Below are 15697 nucleotides of genomic sequence, written 5' to 3'. Positions count from 1 at the left end.
GCCATGAGATCCCTGCTCGCAGTGATTTTCCTCGTGGCCGGCAGTGCGTCGGCATTGGCGCAGGTCAGCCCGGTCGGGCTTTGGCGCAGCGTCGACGACAAGACTGGCGAGGCGAAGGCTGAAATCCGCATCAGCGAATCAGGCGGCGCACTGCAAGGCCGCATCGAAAAGACGCTTAGGAAGGATGCAAAGCCTGACGCCGTGTGCGAGGAGTGCACCGATGACCGCAAGGGCAAGCCGATCGCTGGTCTGGAGATCATCCGGGGCGGCAAGAAAGCCGAGGGCAAGGACGTGTGGGAAGGCGGAAAAATCCTCGACCCCGAAAACGGCAAGGAATATCGCGCGAGCTTCACGCCGATCGACGGCGGGAAGAAACTGGAAGTGCGCGGCTACCTCGGGCCGTTCTGGCGCACGCAAACCTGGAACCGCATGTGAGGAGCCCACCCCCGTTGCTTGCTCACCTCGTGTAGCCGCCTCCCCCCTCGAGGGGGCAACACCGGTGGCCCGGCGGAGCCGGTTCCACGGTGTTCCACCAACCAATCGATCCTTTTTTTAGGTCCAGCTATGTCCAGATTCCAAGTGAAAAAGGTCGCCGTGCTCGGCGCCGGTGTCATGGGGGCGCAGATCGCCGCCCACCTCGTCAACGTACGCGTGCCCGTCGTTCTGTTCGACCTGCCTGCCAAGGAGGGCCCGAAGAACGGCATCGTCTCTCGTGCGATCGACAATCTCAAGAAGCTCAAGCCTGCGCCGCTCGGCGACGTGGCCGATGCTGGCCTGATCGAACAGGCCAACTACGAGGACGATCTTGCCAAGCTCGGCGAATGCGACCTCGTGATCGAAGCGATTGCCGAGCGCATGGACTGGAAGCTCGATCTCTACAAGAAGATCGCGCCGCATGTGGCAAAGCACGCCATCCTTGCTTCGAACACATCGGGCCTGTCGATCACGAAGCTCAGCGAAGCGCTGCCGGAAGCGCTCAAGCCGCATTTCTGCGGCATTCACTTCTTCAATCCGCCGCGCTACATGTTCCTGGTCGAGCTGATCAACACACCGACCACAGAGCCGAGGGTGCTCGATGAGCTCGAAGCCTTTGTCACCAGCACGCTCGGCAAGGGCGTGGTGCGCGCGCACGACACGCCCAACTTCATCGCCAATCGCGTCGGCATCGCCGGCATGTTGGCCACGCTGAAGGAAGTCGAGAAGTTCGGCCTCACGTCCGACGTGGTGGACGACCTCACCGGCAAGAAACTCGGCCGCGCCAGCTCGGGTACCTTCCGCACGGCGGACGTGGTGGGCCTCGACACGATGGCGCACGTGGTCAAGACGCTGCAAGACAACCTCGACGAAAAGAGCGATCCGTTCTATGCGAACTTCGCGACGCCGCCAGTGCTTGCCAAGCTGCTCGAACTCGGCAATCTCGGCCAGAAGACCAAGGCCGGCTTCTTCAAGAAGGCCGGTCGCGACATCCTGCGCTTCGATCTTGCCAAGGGCGAATACGTGCCTTCGGGCGACAAGGCGGACGAAGTCTACGGACGCATGCTCAAAAAACCGGCTCCCGAGCGACTGAAGCTCCTGCGCGAGAGCGAAGGCGCCCAGGGCCAGTTCCTGTGGGCGATTTTGCGCGACAGCTTTCACTATGCGGCGGTTCACCTCGCGACCATCGCCGAAAGCGCGCGCGACATCGACTTCGCCATGCGCTGGGGCTTCGGCATGAAGCAGGGGCCGTTCGAGCTCTGGCAGGAAGCGGGCTGGAAGCAGGTCGCCACCTGGATTCAGGAAGACATCGATGCAGGCAAGGCGCTGTCGACCGCACCGCTGCCGAAGTGGGTCTTCGAGGGCCCGGTGGCCGAAGCCGGCGGCGTGCATACGCCCGAAGGCTCGTGGAGTGCCTCGCAGAGCCGCTTCGTCGCGCGGCGCCGTTTGCCGGTGCACGCGCGGCAGCTGTTCCCTGAAAGCGTTCTCGGCGCGAATGCTCCGGACGCGAACCAGGCCGGCACCACGATCCAGGACGAAGGCGACGTGCGCCTCTGGACGCTCGACGGCGAAGTGCTCATCGCCAGCATCCATTCGAAGATGCACGCCATCAGCCCGGACGTCGCCGAAGCTTTGGCCGCGGGCGTCGAGCTTGCCGAGAAGGAATACAAGGCGATGGTCATCTGGTCGCCCGACGAGGTCTTCTCTGTCGGCGCCGATCTGCAAGCCATGCTCCCCGCCTTTGTGGTCGCAGGCATCGGTGCGGTCGAATCGGCCGAGCAAGAACTCCAGAACGTCATGCTCAAGATTCGCTACGCCAGCGTGCCGGTGATCTCCGCCGTTCGCGGCATGGCACTGGGCGGCGGCTGCGAACTCGCGGTCCACTCGGCAAAGCGCGTCGCAGCGATGGAAAGCTACATCGGGCTCGTGGAAGTGGGTGTCGGCCTCATCCCGGGCGCGGGCGGTCTGACCTACATCGCACGCCGCGCCGCAGAAAACGCGGCAGCCTCGACCGGCACCGACTTGCTGCCCTTCCTGACGGAAGGCTTCACAGCAGCGGCCATGGCGAAGGTCGGCACGGGCGCGCTCGATTCGAAGAAGCTCGGCTATCTGCTGGACAGCGACATCATCGTGCCGAACAAGGATGAACTGCTCTACGTCGCCTTGCAGCAGGCCAGGTCCATGGCCGACGCCGGATGGCGCCCGCCGCTGCGCCGCACCTTCAAGGTAGCGGGCCGCAGTGGAGCAGCCACCATCAAGGGCCAGTTGGTCAACATGCGCGACGGCGGGTTCATCAGCGCGCACGACTTCCACATCGCCAGCCTGATCGCCGAAGTGGTGACGGGCGGCGACGTCGACGCCGGCTCGCTCGTGACCGAGGAATACCTGATGACGCTCGAGCGCAAGGCTTTCTGCTCGCTCATCGTGCATCCCAAGACGCAAGAGCGAATCATGGGCATGCTCAGCACCGGCAAGCCCGTGCGGAACTAAGGACAGACATCATGAGCAAACAAATTCAAGACGCCTACATCGTCTCCGCCACCCGCACGCCAATCGGTAAATCGCATCGCGGGTACTTTCGCAACTACCGTCCCGATGACCTGCTCGCGACCACGCTGAAGGCAGCGCTCGCCGCCGTGCCGGGGCTCGATCCGAAGGCGATCGAGGACATCATCTGCGGTTGCGCGATTCCCGAGGCGCAGCAAGGCCTGAACGTGGCGCGCATCGGCGCGGTGCTCGCGGGCCTGCCCAACAGCATCGGCGGGATCACGGTCAACCGTTTCTGCGCATCCGGCCTCTCGGCCGTGCAGATGGCGGCGGATCGCATCCGCGTCGGCGAAGCGGAGCTGATGATCGCGGCCGGCGTCGAAAGCATGAGCATGGTGCCGATGATGGGCAACTCGCCCTCGCTGTCGCCGTCGATCTTCGAGCGCGACGGCGACGTGGGCATCGCCTACGGGATGGGCCTCACGGCAGAAAAAGTGGCGCAGCAATGGAAGGTCAGCCGCGAAGCGCAGGATGCGTTCGCGCTGCAATCGCACCAGCGCGCGCTGGCTGCGCAGAAGGCTGGCGATTTCAGCGCCGAGATTACCCCGATCCAAGTGACCGACCGCATGCCCAACCTCGAGACGGGCGAAGTCATCTCGAAGGCCCGCACGGTCAGCCTCGACGAAGGTCCGCGTCTCGACACGTCGATCGAAGGCCTCGCCAGGCTGCGAACCGTGTTTGCTGCACGCGGCACGGTGACGGCTGGCAACAGTTCGCAGACTTCCGATGGCGCCGGCGCGCTCATCCTGGCCAGCGAGAAGGCTTGCAAGCAGTTCGACCTGAAACCGCTCGCGCGATTTGTAAGCTTTGCGAGCAAGGGCGTGCCGCCGCACATCATGGGCATCGGCCCGATCGAGGCCATCCCTGCGGCATTGCGCTACGCCGGGCTGACGCAGGACGCCATCGACTGGATCGAACTCAATGAAGCCTTCGCGGCGCAGTCCATTGCCGTGATGAACACGCTGGGCCTCGACCCGGCCAAGGTCAACCCGATGGGCGGCGCCATTGCGCTCGGGCATCCGCTGGGCGCGACCGGCGCTATCCGCTCCGCGACCGTGGTGCACGCGCTGCAGCGCAACAAGCTGAAGTACGGCATGGTCACGATGTGCGTGGGCATGGGGCAGGGCGCGGCAGGGATCTTCGAGCGCGTCTGATGCCTGAGGGTTTGTGAGCAGTAGCAGGCGTCTCCCACACGACTGCACGACTCGTTGACACGGAGGCAAACTCGCGCCATGAACACACATCCCCTCGACAAGGCCCTCGCGCTGACGCACAGCGACATCCGCGCGGGGCTCTTCACCGGCGCGACCAGCCAGGACTACTGGAACATGGTCGGGCCATTCGGCGGCACGACCGCAGCGGTGATGCTGCAGGCCGTGTTGCGGCATCCTGAGTTGCTAGGCGAGCCCGTCGCGCTGACGGTGAACTATGCCGCCGCGTCAGGTGCGGGCGAGTTCGAGGTGCTTGCCATTCCAGTGCGCACCAATCGCTCGACGCAGCACTGGACCGTCGAGATGACCCAGGCCGACACGGACGGCAGGCGGCACGTCACGACGACAGGGACGGTGGTCACGGCAGTGCGCCGCGAGACTTGGGGTGCCAACGACTTGCCGATGCCCGACGTGCCTTCTCCGGAGGCGGTGCCGCGCCTCACCATCGGTCCAGCCAAGGTGGAATGGCTCCAGCGGTATGAGATGCGCCCCATCAAGGGCGTCATCCCCACGAAATGGGACGGTACCGGTGACCATAGTGAAACGCTGATGTGGCTGCGCGACGATGCACCGCGCCCGCTGGATTTCGCATCGCTCGCCGCATTGAGCGATACGTTCTATCCTCGAGTCTGGCTTCGGCGTGCCACGCCGGTGCCGATCGGCACGGTATCGATCACGACCTATTTCCACACCGATTCCGCGTTGCTCGACCAGGTCGGCAGCGGCTACCTGCTGGGGCGCGCCACCGGACAGCAGTTTCGCAATGGCTACTTCGATCAGGCCGCCCAACTCTGGAGCGAAACGGGCGCCTTGCTGGCTACCAGCAACCAGATCGTCTACTTCAAGGAGTGATCGAACATGACCGCGCGATCCGTCGACTTCTATTTCGACTTCGGCAGCCCGGCCTCTTACCTCGGGGCCACGCAGTTGCCGAAAATTTGCGCCGATGCAGGTGCGGAACTGGTCTGGAAGCCGATGCTGCTGGGTGGCGTGTTCCAGGCCACGGGCAATCATTCGCCGGCAACGATCCCGGCCAAGGCGCCCTACATCTTCACTGACTTTGCGCGCTTTGCGCGTCGCTACAAGGTGCCGATCAAGTTCAACCCTCACTTCCCCATCAACACGCTCGTGTTGATGCGGGGCGCCACGGGCATGCAGATGCATGAGCCGGAACGCTTCCAGGCCTATGTCGATGCGGTCTATCGCGCCATGTGGGTCGAGCCGCGCAACCTGAACGACGCTGCAATCGTCGGCGCCGTGTTGCAGGAGGCGGGCTTCGACGCTGCGAAACTGCTCGCGCTGACCAACGCGCAGGACGTGAAAGACCGCCTCAAGGCGGTCACCCAGGAGGCGGTGGAGCGCGGCGTGTTCGGCGCGCCCACCATGTTCGTCGGCGACCAGATGTTCTGGGGCCAGGACAGGCTCGATTTCGTGCGCGAGGCGCTCGCCGCCTGACCCATTTTTTTGCAAGGACCCATCATGAGCGACATCCTCGTCCACACCGAAGCCGGTGTGATGACACTCACCTTCAATCGCCTCGACAAGAAGAATTCGATCACCAGCGCGATGTACGGCGAACTGGCCGACGCGCTGGCCAAGGCCGAGCAGGACAGCGCGGTGCGTGCCGTGCTGATCCAGGGCGATGCCACCATCTTCAGTGCCGGCAACGACATCGGCGACTTTCTCAATGCGCCGCCTTCGACGCAGGACTCGCCGGTGTTCCGCTTCCTGCGCGGGATCGTGGCTTTCCCGAAGCCGATCGTGGCCGCCGTCTGCGGTCCGGCAGTGGGCATCGGTACGACGATGTTGTTCCATTGCGACCTCGTCTATGCCGGCGACAACGCGGCGTTCTCGATGCCTTTCGTCAACCTCGGCTTGTGCCCCGAAGCGGCATCGAGCTTGCTGGTGCCGCAGATGTTTGGATATCACCGCGCCGCCGAGGCATTGCTGCTGGGAGAGCCTTTCATGGCCGAAGCGGCGCTCGAGGTCGGCTTGGTCAATCGCGTCGTGCCGCCGACCGAAGCCAACAGCATTGCCCAGGCACAGGCGCGCAAACTGGCGGCGAAGCCTCTGAGCGCGTTGATCGAAACCAAGCGCCTGATGAAGAAGTCGCAGCAGGCCGCACTGCTGGAGCGCATCGGCGAGGAGGCCCAGAGCTTCGGCCGCATGCTGCGCGAACCCGCGGCGCGCGAGGCGTTCAGCGCCTTCATGGAAAAGCGCCGCCCTGATTTCAAGGACCTTTGATCAGTCCGTGGCGATGGGCCGTGGGCGGCCGTTGTCGTCGATGGCGACATAGGTAAAGGTGGCCTCGGTCACCTTGATGTATTCGCCCTGCGCCTTGAAGCGCTCGGCAAAGACTTCGACTGTCACGGTGACGGAAGTGCGTCCGATACGGTCCAGCTTCGAATAGAACGAGAGGATGTCGCCCAGCCGCACCGGCTGCTTGAAGACGAATTCATTGACGGCGACGGTCGCCATCCGGCCTTTGGCATAGCGGGCCGGGATGACCGAACCCGCAAGGTCGCACTGCGCCATGACCCAGCCGCCGAAGATGTCGCCATTGGCGTTGCAGTCGGCCGGCATCGGGATGACCTTGAGCACGAGTTCCATGTCGGCCGGAAGGCTTTTGAGCTTGGCAGCCACATTGGCACTGGAAGAAGCGGACATGGGCACAATCTGGATCAAATAACAGCCACGATTGTCTCCCATGCGCCGAAGCGGCGAAGCCATTTCTTCACACCACCACGTCTCGGCCAGCCAGCCGGCCCGCAGCGATCGCTCTGACTGGGCGACCCTGCGAAGGCTCTTTCCTTACCTCTGGAACTACAAATGGCGGGTCATGGCGGCGCTTGCCTTCATGATCGGCGCCAAGGTTGCCAATGTCGGCGTGCCGGTGCTGCTCAAGAACCTGGTCGATGCAATGTCGATCAAGCCCGGCAGCGCCGCGTCGCTGCTGGTGGTTCCCATGGGGCTCCTCCTGGCGTATGGACTGCTGCGGCTCTCGACGGCAGTCTTCAATGAACTGCGCGAGTTGGTCTTCGCCAAGGCCACCGAGGGCGCGGCGCGCAGCATTTCGCTCGAAGTCTTTCGCCATCTTCATGCGCTGAGCCTGCGCTTTCACCTGGAGCGCCAGACCGGCGGCATGACGCGCGACATCGAGCGAGGTACGCGCGGTGTGCATTCGCTGATCTCGATGTCGCTCTACAGCATCGTGCCGACCATCATCGAACTGACGCTCGTGCTGTCGGTGCTGGGCGTGAAATTCGACTCCGGCTTCGTCTGGATCACGCTGGCTGCACTGGTGGTCTACATCGCCTTCACCGTCACGGTGACCGAGTGGCGGACCAAGTTCCGCAAGACGATGAACGAACTCGACTCGAAGGCGCAAAGCCATGCGGTCGATTCGCTGCTCAACTACGAGACCGTCAAGTACTTCAATAACGAAGACTTCGAAGCCGGACGCTACGACGAGAGTCTGGAGCGCTACCGCAAGGCGGCGGTCAAGAGCCAGACCACCCTGAGCATGCTCAATGCAGGGCAGCAGTGCCTGATTGCCGTCAGCCTCGTCGCGATGCTCTACCGTGCGACGCAGGGCGTGGTCGACGGACGCATGACGCTGGGCGACCTGGTGATGGTCAATGCCTTCATGATCCAGCTCTACATCCCGCTGAACTTCTTGGGCGTGATCTATCGCGAGATCAAGCAGAGCCTGACCGATCTCGACAAGATGTTCGTGCTGCTTGAAAAAGAGCGCGAAGTGCGCGATGCGCCCGGGGCGAAGCCGCTGGCGGGCCTCGATTCGACCGTGCGCTTCGAAAACGTGAGCTTTGCCTACGAGCCCGCGCGGCCGATCCTCAAGAACGTCAGCTTCGAAATTCCGGCGGGGCAGACCGTGGCGGTGGTCGGACCTTCGGGATCGGGCAAGTCGACGATGGCACGGCTGCTCTATCGCTTCTATGACGTGCAGCAGGGCCGCATCACGATAGGCGGAGAGGACATTCGCCAGGTGACCCAGGCGAGCGTTCGGCATTCGATCGGCATCGTCCCGCAGGACACGGTGCTCTTCAATGACACGGTCGAATACAACATCGCCTATGGCCGGCCGGGCGCCAGTCGCGAGGAGGTGGAAGAAGCCGCGCGCGCCGCACGGATCCACGACTTCATCGTGCACACGCCCAAGGGCTATGAAACGCCCGTGGGCGAACGCGGGCTCAAGCTCTCGGGTGGCGAAAAGCAGCGCGTTGCGATCGCGCGCACGCTGCTGAAGAATCCGCCGATCGTGATCTTTGACGAGGCGACCTCCGCGCTGGATTCGGCCAACGAGCGGGCGATCCAGTCCGAACTCAAGAGCACCGCGCGCAACAAGACCACGCTCGTGATTGCGCACCGGCTTTCGACAGTGGTCGATGCGCATGAGATTCTCGTGCTCGAAAGCGGTGTGATCGTCGAGCGCGGCACGCATGCCGACTTGCTGGCAAAGCAGGGCAAGTACGCGCAGATGTGGAGATTGCAAAAAATCGAGGCGGCGGAGCCCGTGCTGTGATTTGTTTTCAGGAGTGATTTGAATGTCCGGGAAGATTCCTCTTTTGGTGCTCAACAGCCTTTCGAGTGCCCACCAAGCGCAGATTGGAGCCGTCTACGACCTGACCTACGCGCCCACTCCGGAGCAGCGCGCCGCGGCCATCGCATCGCACGGCAGCAAGTTCCGCGCATTGCTGACCATCGGCGTCATCGGCATCACGCCCGAGGAAATTGCGGCGATGCCGAAGCTCGAACTCGTCTGTTGCATGGGCGCGGGCTACGAAGGCGTCCCACTCGAAGTCACGCGCGCACGCGGTATCGCAACCGCCAACGGCGCCGGCACCAACGACGACTGTGTGGCGGACCACGCGTTCGGGCTGCTCATCGGCATCGTGCGCCGCATCCGCACCCTGGATCGGCTGTGCCGCGAAGGCGTCTGGCGCGAGGTGATTCCGCATCCACCCAATGTGTCGGGCAAGAAGCTGGGCATCCTCGGCCTCGGCACCATCGGCCAGAAGATCGCCAAGCGCGCCGCGGGCTTCGACATGGAGATCGGCTATCACAACCGCAAGCCGAGAGAAGGCGCGGACCACCGCTACTTCGACAGCCTTCAGGCTTTGGCCGAATGGGCGGACATGCTGGTGGTCGCCACCCCCGGCGGCCCGGGTACGCGGCATCTGGTCAATGACCGGATCCTCGATGCGATCGGCCCGCAAGGCTTCCTGGTGAACGTCTCGCGTGGGAGCGTGGTCGACACCGAAGCCCTAGCGGCGGCGCTGCGGGACAACCGCATAGCCGGCGCCGGTCTGGATGTCTATGAGAGCGAGCCGCAGCGCCCGGAACCGCTTGTCGGGCTCGAGAACGTCCTGCTGACGCCGCACATGGCCGGCTGGTCGCCGGAGGCGACGCAAGCATCGGTCAACCGCTTCATGGAAAACGCCGAAGGGCACTTCGCCGGGCGGGGCGTCGTTTCGCCGATCTAAGTCGGCAGCTCGTCCAGGGCGGAGGGCCGGATGGCGCCCCAGCCGCATGCCTTGTCATAGGCGTCGCCCAGCCGCAGCACCGCAAGGTCGCGGTGGATCGGCCCGGCAATCTGCAGGCCCATCGGCAGACCGCCTTCGCCAAAACCTGCGCGGACATTGAGCGTGGGCAGCCCGGCGAGCGTGAAAGGCGTGACGATTTCCATCCAGCGGTGGTAGGTATCGCTCTGCACGTTGCCGACCTGGGCGGGCCACGCAAGCTTGGCGTCAAAGGGAAAGACCTGTGCTGTCGGTGCCACCACGAAATCGAAACTCTCGAAGGCGCGGACGAACGCGCGGTAGACGTTCGATCGATACAACGACGCCTGGTACAGCGCCGCAGCATCGAGCTGAAAGCTCTGCTCGACTTCCCATTGCGCTTCGGGCTTGAGCTTTTCGCGCAACGCCGGGTCGGCGAACGCCGCGCCCAGCTTGCCGCCCACCAGCAACTGGCGAAGGCGCAGCCATGCGGTCCAGTTCTGGTCGCGCGCCACATCCAGTTGGTGCGGCTCGACGGTGCAGCCAAGGTCATGGAAGGTCTGCAGCGCATGCTCGCAGAGTTCGCGTACGCCGGGAGCGAGTGGCAGATCGGGCCAGACGCTGCCTAGCCAGCCGATGCGAAGACCCTTCACTTCTCCTTCGAGCTGCAGAGTGTCTGGTGAAGGGAGCTTGTCTTGCAATGACAGCGGAACGCGATTATCAAAGCCCGCCTGCACGGCGAGAAGGCGCGCGGCGTCTTCCACAGTGCGCGCCATTGGCCCTTCGCAGCCGAGTTGCTGCATGAACAGTTCGTCGTCGGGCGACCCCGGCACACGCCCGCGGGAGGGCCGGAAGCCGATCACATTGTTAAAGGCCGCTGGGTTGCGAAGAGAGCCGCCCATGTCGCTGCCATCAGCCACCGGCAGCATGCCCAGCGCCAGCGCCACGGCCGCGCCGCCGCTGCTGCCGCCGGCGGACAGCGTGGGTTGATAGGCGTTGAGCGTTGTTCCGAAAACTGTGTTGTAGGTGTGCGAGCCCAACCCGAATTCCGGCGTGTTCGTCTTGGCGATCACGATGGCGCCGGCGCTGCGGGCGCGTGCCACGTGCAGGCTGTCCACTCGCGATGGCGAACGCGGCGCCAACGGCGAGCCCATGGAGGTCGGCAGCCCCGCTGCGTGGCTCAGGTCCTTCACGGCGAGCGGAAATCCGTGCATCCAGCCGAGCCGTTCGCCGCGCGCGAGTTGGGCATCCCGCTCGTTCGCTTCGGCAAGCAACTGCTCCGGATCGCGCAGCGAAACGATGGCGTTGAAGCGCGGATTCAAAGCGTCGATTCGCGCCAGGGAGGCCGCCATCAACTCGCGGCACGACACCTCTCGCGCTGCTATCCGACGCGAGAGACTCGTCGCATCGACTTCGAGGATCTCGTTGGGTTTCATGGCAAGCGTGATAGGAGTGGAGCGCCGAAGTATGTCGCAGCGCTCGCATAATGGAATCATGGAAACCAAGTGGCTTGAAGACTTCGTCAGCCTGGCCGAGACGCGCAGTTTCAGCCGCTCGGCGCAGTTGCGCCACGTGACACAGCCTGCCTTTTCCCGCCGCATCCAGGCGCTGGAAGGTTGGGCCGGCACCGACCTCGTCGATCGGAGTTCCTACCCGACGCGCCTGACGCCCGCAGGGCAGACGCTGTACGGACAAGCCATCGAGATGCTGCAGGCTTTGCAGAGCACGCGCGCCATGTTGCGAGGCCATTCGGCGGCGGGCCAGGATGTGATCGAGTTCGCCGTTCCGCACACGTTGGCCTTCACTTTTTTTCCGTCCTGGGTCACGAGCCTGCGCGAACAGTTCGGGCCGATGAAGAGCCGGCTGATCGCTCTGAATGTGCACGACGCCGTTCTGCGGCTGGTGGAGGGCAGCTGCGATCTGCTGATCGCCTATCACCATCCCTCGCAACCCCTGCCGCTCGATGCCACGCGCTATGAAATGGTGAGCCTTGGTGAGGAGGTGGTCGCGCCATGGGTCAAGCCGGACGCTGACGGCGCACCGCGTTTTCGCCTGCCGGGGCGTGCCGGGCAGCCGCTGCCGTATCTCGGCTATGCGCCGGGTGCGTACCTGGGCCGCGTGGTCGACCAGTTGCTCAAGGAATCCGGCACGGCCATTCATCTCGATCGGGTGTACGAAACCGACATGGCCGAAGGGCTCAAGGTCATGGCGCTGGAAGGTCACGGCATTGCCTTCCTGCCGCAGAGTGCGGTCCGGAAAGAAGCCCGTGCCCGCACGTTGGTGAGTGCGCTGCCGCCTGAAATCGATCGGCTCGAAGCCACCATGGAGATCCGTGCCTATCGCGAGCGCCCCGCCGCACCTGCCAAGGCCGTCGGCCGCAACGGCAAGAATGACGCGCCTTCGCCGCAGGCCAAGGGCACGGTCGAAGCGCTCTGGGCTTACCTGGTCGGTACGCAGCCGCGTTGAGACCTGCCCCAGGGGCCCGTCGGTTGTGCACGGCTGTGCGTTGTTGTGCGCTGCACAAATCTATAAGCCCGAGGCATGTCGGCAGCCGCATACGGCATTGGCGCGAGATATCCGGCTCCATTACAGTCCCGGCGCAGAACTGGGCACAAAGGCTGCTTAAGCAAGAGTGCCGATGCGCGACGCGTTGGGCGCACCAACGCGGCACTCCTGCACGCTGGAAGCGTTCGACGCCGGTGCGTCGCGCACCGGGTTGGTCCCGGTATCCCGCAGAATGTGAATGTCTAGAATCCCGACCTACCTTTAAGCACTCAGGAGTATTTCTATGAAGAAGCAGGTATTGGCATTGGCCGCATTGGCGCTCGCCATGAGCGGAGCGTTCGCACAGGCCAATGACACCCTCGCGAAGATCAAGTCGACCGGCACTGTCACCATGGGCGTGCGCGACTCGTCCGGTGCGCTGGCCTACACGATCGGCGACGGCAAGTTCGTCGGCTTCCACACCGAGATGTCCGAACGCATCCTGGCCGACATCCAGAAGCAGTTGGGCCTGCCCAAGCTGGACATCAAGCGCCAACTGGTCACTTCGCAGAACCGCATCCCCCTGGTGCAGAACGGCACGGTCGATCTCGAATGCGGCTCGACCACCAACAACGCGACCCGCCAGAAGGACGTGGCTTTCGCCGTGACCACCTACGTCGAGGAAGTGCGGATCGCCGTCAAGGCCAACTCCGGCATCAACTCGATCAAGGACCTGAACGGCAAGAACGTGGCCACCACCACCGGCACAACGTCGGTGCAGACGCTGCGCAAGAACGAACGCGCACAGGGCATCGACTTCAAGGAAGTGATGGGCAAGGACCACGCGGACAGCTTCCTGCTGCTCGAATCCGGCCGCGCCGACGCCTTCGTGATGGATGGCCAGATCCTCGCCGGCAACATTTCCAAGTCGAAGAACCCAGCCGATTTCAAGATCGTTGGCGAAGCGCTGTCGGTCGAGCCGATCGCGTGCATGGTCCGCAAGGATGATCCGGCCTTCCTGAAGGCGGTCGACGACAGCATCAAGCGCCAGATCGCCGACGGCTCGCTGGCCAAGCTGTACGACAAGTGGTTCATGCAGCCGATCCCGCCGACCAACACCAAGGTCGGCCTCCCGATGTCGGAAGCGACCAAGAACGCTTGGGCGAACCCGAACAACAAGCCGATGGAAGCGTACGTCGCCAAGTGATCGGCATGCACTGACATCAGACGCCCGCCCCTTGCGGCGGGCGTTTGTTTTCAAGAATCAAATTGGCAATAAAGGCCTGAGGAGGTCCGATGGGAAATTGGGATTGGCAAGTATTCCTGGAAGACCCGGGCGGCAAGATTCCGACGTATTGGCAATGGCTGGTCTCCGCCTGGGGCTGGACGGTCGCAGTGTCGCTTTGCTCCTTGGTCGTGGCCTTGGTGATCGGCTCCATCGTGGGCGTGATTCGCACGCTGCCGAACAGCCCTTGGCTGGTCCGCATCGGCAACGCCTGGGTCGAACTGTTTCGCAATATTCCACTGCTGGTGCAGATCTTTCTCTGGTACCACGTGGTGCCGAAGATCTTTCCGGTCTTTGCGGGCGTACCGCCATTTCTGCTGGTGGTCTTCGCGCTTGGCTTCTTCACGTCGTCGCGCATCGCCGAGCAGTTGCGCTCGGGCATCCAGGCGCTGCCGAAGGGGCAGCGCTACGCGGGCATGGCGATGGGCTTTACCACGCCGCAGTACTACCGCTACGTGATTCTGCCGATGGCATATCGCATCATCATTCCGCCGCTCACCAGCGAATCGATGAACATCTTCAAGAATTCGTCGGTCGCTTTCGCGGTGTCGATTCCCGAGATGATCCAGTTTGCGATGCAGGCCGGCGAAGAGACTTCGCGCGTGTCCGAGATGTACCTGGCGGTGACGGTGCTCTACATCATCTCGGCAATGATCATCAACCGGATCATGGCCTGGGTCGAGAAGAGGGTCCGCGTGCCTGGCTTCGTGGTGGCCGGCGGAACGGGAGGCCACTGAGATGAATCTCGATCTTTCATTCTTTACGTGGGCCACCGTCAGCAGCTATTTGCTCAAGGGCTTCTACTTCAGCGTGTTCCTGACGGTCGTTTCGACTGCCGGGGGCATCGTCTTCGGCACCTTGCTGGCGCTGATGCGGCTTTCGGGCAAGAAATGGCTGGACGTCCCCGCAGCCATCTACGTCAACGGCATGCGCAGCATTCCGCTGGTGATGATGATCCTGTGGTTCTTCCTGCTGGTGCCGAACATGATCGGACGACCGGTCGGTGCCGAATATTCGGCCATCATCACGTTCATTGCGTTCGAGGCTGCTTACTTCAGCGAAATCATGCGCGCCGGCATACAGTCGATTCCGCGCGGCCAAGTCTTCGCAGGCCAGGCCGTGGGCATGACCTACAGCCAGAACATGAAGCTGGTGATCCTGCCGCAGGCCTTCCGCAACATGCTGCCGGTGCTGCTGACGCAAACGATCATCCTGTTCCAGGACACCTCGCTCGTCTATGCCATCGGCGCCTACGATCTGTTCAAGGGCTTCGACACCGTCGCGAAGAATTTCGGGCGGCCCGTGGAGTCTTATCTGTTGGCCGCGGTCGTCTATTTCGTGCTCTGCTATTCGCTCTCGCGTCTGGTCAAGATGCTCCACAAGAAGATCGCCATCATCCGCTGAAGGAGAAAAAAGATGCCCGACAAAATGATTGAAATCAAGAACGTCTCTAAGTGGTATGGGCCCGTGCAGGTGCTCAACGACTGCTCCGTGAGCATCGCCAAGGGCGACGTGGTGGTGGTGTGCGGCCCTTCGGGCTCCGGCAAGTCCACGCTGATCAAAACCGTGAATGCGCTGGAGCCTTTCCAGAAGGGCGAGATCACGGTCAATGGCATTCCGCTTCATGACCCCAAGACCAATCTTCCGCAACTGCGCTCGAAGGTCGGCATGGTGTTCCAGCACTTCGAACTCTTTCCCCACCTTTCGGTGACCGAGAACCTGACGATCGCGCAGATCAAGGTGCTCGGCCGAAGCGCCGACGAAGCAAAGACCCGCGGCCTCAAGATGCTGGACCGCGTGGGCCTGATGGCGCACAAGGACAAATTTCCGGGTCAGCTTTCCGGCGGTCAGCAGCAGCGCGTGGCGATCGCCCGCGCGCTGAGCATGGATCCGATCGTGATGCTGTTCGACGAGCCGACCTCCGCGCTCGACCCGGAGATGGTGGGCGAGGTGCTCGACGTCATGGTCGCGCTCGCCAAGGAAGGCATGACCATGATGGTGGTCACGCACGAAATGGGATTCGCCCGCAAGGTTGCGAGCCGCGTGATCTTCATCGACGTGGGTGGCAGGATCCTTGAGGACTGCTCGAAGGACGAGTTCTTCGGGCATCCGGAAAACAGGCAGTCGCGAACGAAGGACTTCTTGAACAAGATCCTGGCGCATTGAGCTCGCCCCCA

Annotated in this window: 15 protein-coding genes; 13 read left to right on the top strand and 2 right to left on the bottom strand. The window is 63.2% G+C overall.

Going from position 1 to position 15697, the window contains the following annotated elements:
* Nucleotides 1-3 precede the first annotated feature (3 nt).
* The 6 genes from AC1DSF_RS01350 to AC1DSF_RS01325 all read left to right on the top strand — a co-directional run bounded on the left by AC1DSF_RS01350 (nucleotide 4) and on the right by AC1DSF_RS01325 (nucleotide 6476).
* Nucleotides 4-435, top strand: a complete 432-nt coding sequence (locus AC1DSF_RS01350; protein ID WP_478124915.1) for a DUF2147 domain-containing protein — start codon at nucleotides 4-6, stop codon at nucleotides 433-435.
* 129 nt (nucleotides 436-564) lie between these two features.
* Nucleotides 565-2964, top strand: a complete 2400-nt coding sequence (locus tag AC1DSF_RS01345) for a 3-hydroxyacyl-CoA dehydrogenase/enoyl-CoA hydratase family protein (RefSeq protein ID WP_478182211.1) — start codon at nucleotides 565-567, stop codon at nucleotides 2962-2964.
* A gap of 11 nt (nucleotides 2965-2975) precedes the next feature.
* Entirely contained in the window at nucleotides 2976-4175 is a 1200-nt protein-coding gene (locus AC1DSF_RS01340) for an acetyl-CoA C-acyltransferase (RefSeq protein ID WP_478124913.1), read from the top strand.
* 78 nt (nucleotides 4176-4253) lie between these two features.
* Entirely contained in the window at nucleotides 4254-5084 is an 831-nt protein-coding gene (locus AC1DSF_RS01335) for an acyl-CoA thioesterase (RefSeq protein ID WP_478124912.1), read from the top strand.
* A gap of 6 nt (nucleotides 5085-5090) precedes the next feature.
* Complete coding sequence (locus AC1DSF_RS01330) at nucleotides 5091-5687, top strand: DsbA family protein (protein WP_478124911.1); 597 nt, start codon at nucleotides 5091-5093, stop codon at nucleotides 5685-5687.
* Between the two features lie 24 nt (nucleotides 5688-5711).
* Nucleotides 5712-6476 carry an enoyl-CoA hydratase gene (locus AC1DSF_RS01325; RefSeq protein ID WP_478124910.1) on the top strand — a complete coding sequence of 255 codons (765 nt, stop codon included), beginning with the start codon at nucleotides 5712-5714 and terminating at the stop codon, nucleotides 6474-6476.
* On the opposite strand, the gene AC1DSF_RS01320 is transcribed toward AC1DSF_RS01325, so the two are convergent.
* Nucleotides 6477-6899 (bottom strand): acyl-CoA thioesterase, encoded by a 423-nt coding sequence (locus AC1DSF_RS01320; RefSeq protein WP_478124909.1) that lies wholly within the window; start codon nucleotides 6897-6899, stop codon nucleotides 6477-6479.
* 40 nt (nucleotides 6900-6939) lie between these two features.
* Between AC1DSF_RS01320 and AC1DSF_RS01315 the strand changes: the two genes are divergently transcribed.
* Together AC1DSF_RS01315 and AC1DSF_RS01310 are read left to right on the top strand one after the other, a co-directional pair.
* A complete protein-coding gene (locus AC1DSF_RS01315) occupies nucleotides 6940-8775 on the top strand; it encodes an ABCB family ABC transporter ATP-binding protein/permease (RefSeq protein WP_478124908.1) in 1836 nt (611 codons plus the stop codon).
* Nucleotides 8776-8797: 22 nt separating this feature from the next.
* Nucleotides 8798-9736, top strand: a complete 939-nt coding sequence (locus AC1DSF_RS01310; RefSeq protein WP_478124907.1) for a 2-hydroxyacid dehydrogenase — start codon at nucleotides 8798-8800, stop codon at nucleotides 9734-9736.
* Here AC1DSF_RS01310 and AC1DSF_RS01305 read toward each other — a convergent pair.
* The gene (locus AC1DSF_RS01305; RefSeq protein ID WP_478124906.1) at nucleotides 9733-11187 is read right to left on the bottom strand and encodes an amidase; all 1455 of its coding nucleotides are present in this window, start codon (nucleotides 11185-11187) and stop codon (nucleotides 9733-9735) included. The genes AC1DSF_RS01310 and AC1DSF_RS01305 overlap by 4 nt on opposite strands.
* A gap of 58 nt (nucleotides 11188-11245) precedes the next feature.
* Between AC1DSF_RS01305 and AC1DSF_RS01300 the strand changes: the two genes are divergently transcribed.
* From AC1DSF_RS01300 to AC1DSF_RS01280, 5 genes are all read left to right on the top strand, one after another.
* Entirely contained in the window at nucleotides 11246-12217 is a 972-nt protein-coding gene (locus AC1DSF_RS01300) for a LysR substrate-binding domain-containing protein (protein ID WP_478124905.1), read from the top strand.
* Between the two features lie 322 nt (nucleotides 12218-12539).
* On the top strand, nucleotides 12540-13442 hold the full coding sequence (locus AC1DSF_RS01295) for an amino acid ABC transporter substrate-binding protein (protein ID WP_478124904.1): 903 nt from the start codon (nucleotides 12540-12542) through the stop codon (nucleotides 13440-13442).
* 89 nt (nucleotides 13443-13531) lie between these two features.
* The gene (locus AC1DSF_RS01290; RefSeq protein WP_478124903.1) at nucleotides 13532-14257 is read left to right on the top strand and encodes an amino acid ABC transporter permease; all 726 of its coding nucleotides are present in this window, start codon (nucleotides 13532-13534) and stop codon (nucleotides 14255-14257) included.
* Nucleotide 14258: 1 nt separating this feature from the next.
* Nucleotides 14259-14924 (top strand): amino acid ABC transporter permease, encoded by a 666-nt coding sequence (locus tag AC1DSF_RS01285; protein ID WP_478124902.1) that lies wholly within the window; start codon nucleotides 14259-14261, stop codon nucleotides 14922-14924.
* 24 nt (nucleotides 14925-14948) lie between these two features.
* On the top strand, nucleotides 14949-15686 hold the full coding sequence (locus AC1DSF_RS01280; protein WP_478125278.1) for an amino acid ABC transporter ATP-binding protein: 738 nt from the start codon (nucleotides 14949-14951) through the stop codon (nucleotides 15684-15686).
* The last annotated feature ends 11 nt before the right edge of the window (nucleotides 15687-15697 follow it).

The sequence above is a fragment of the Variovorax sp. 01N429 genome, from assembly GCF_056399425.1.
The sequence above is the reverse complement of the archived record's forward strand: the minus strand, read 5'-3'. Positions and strand labels throughout refer to the sequence as shown.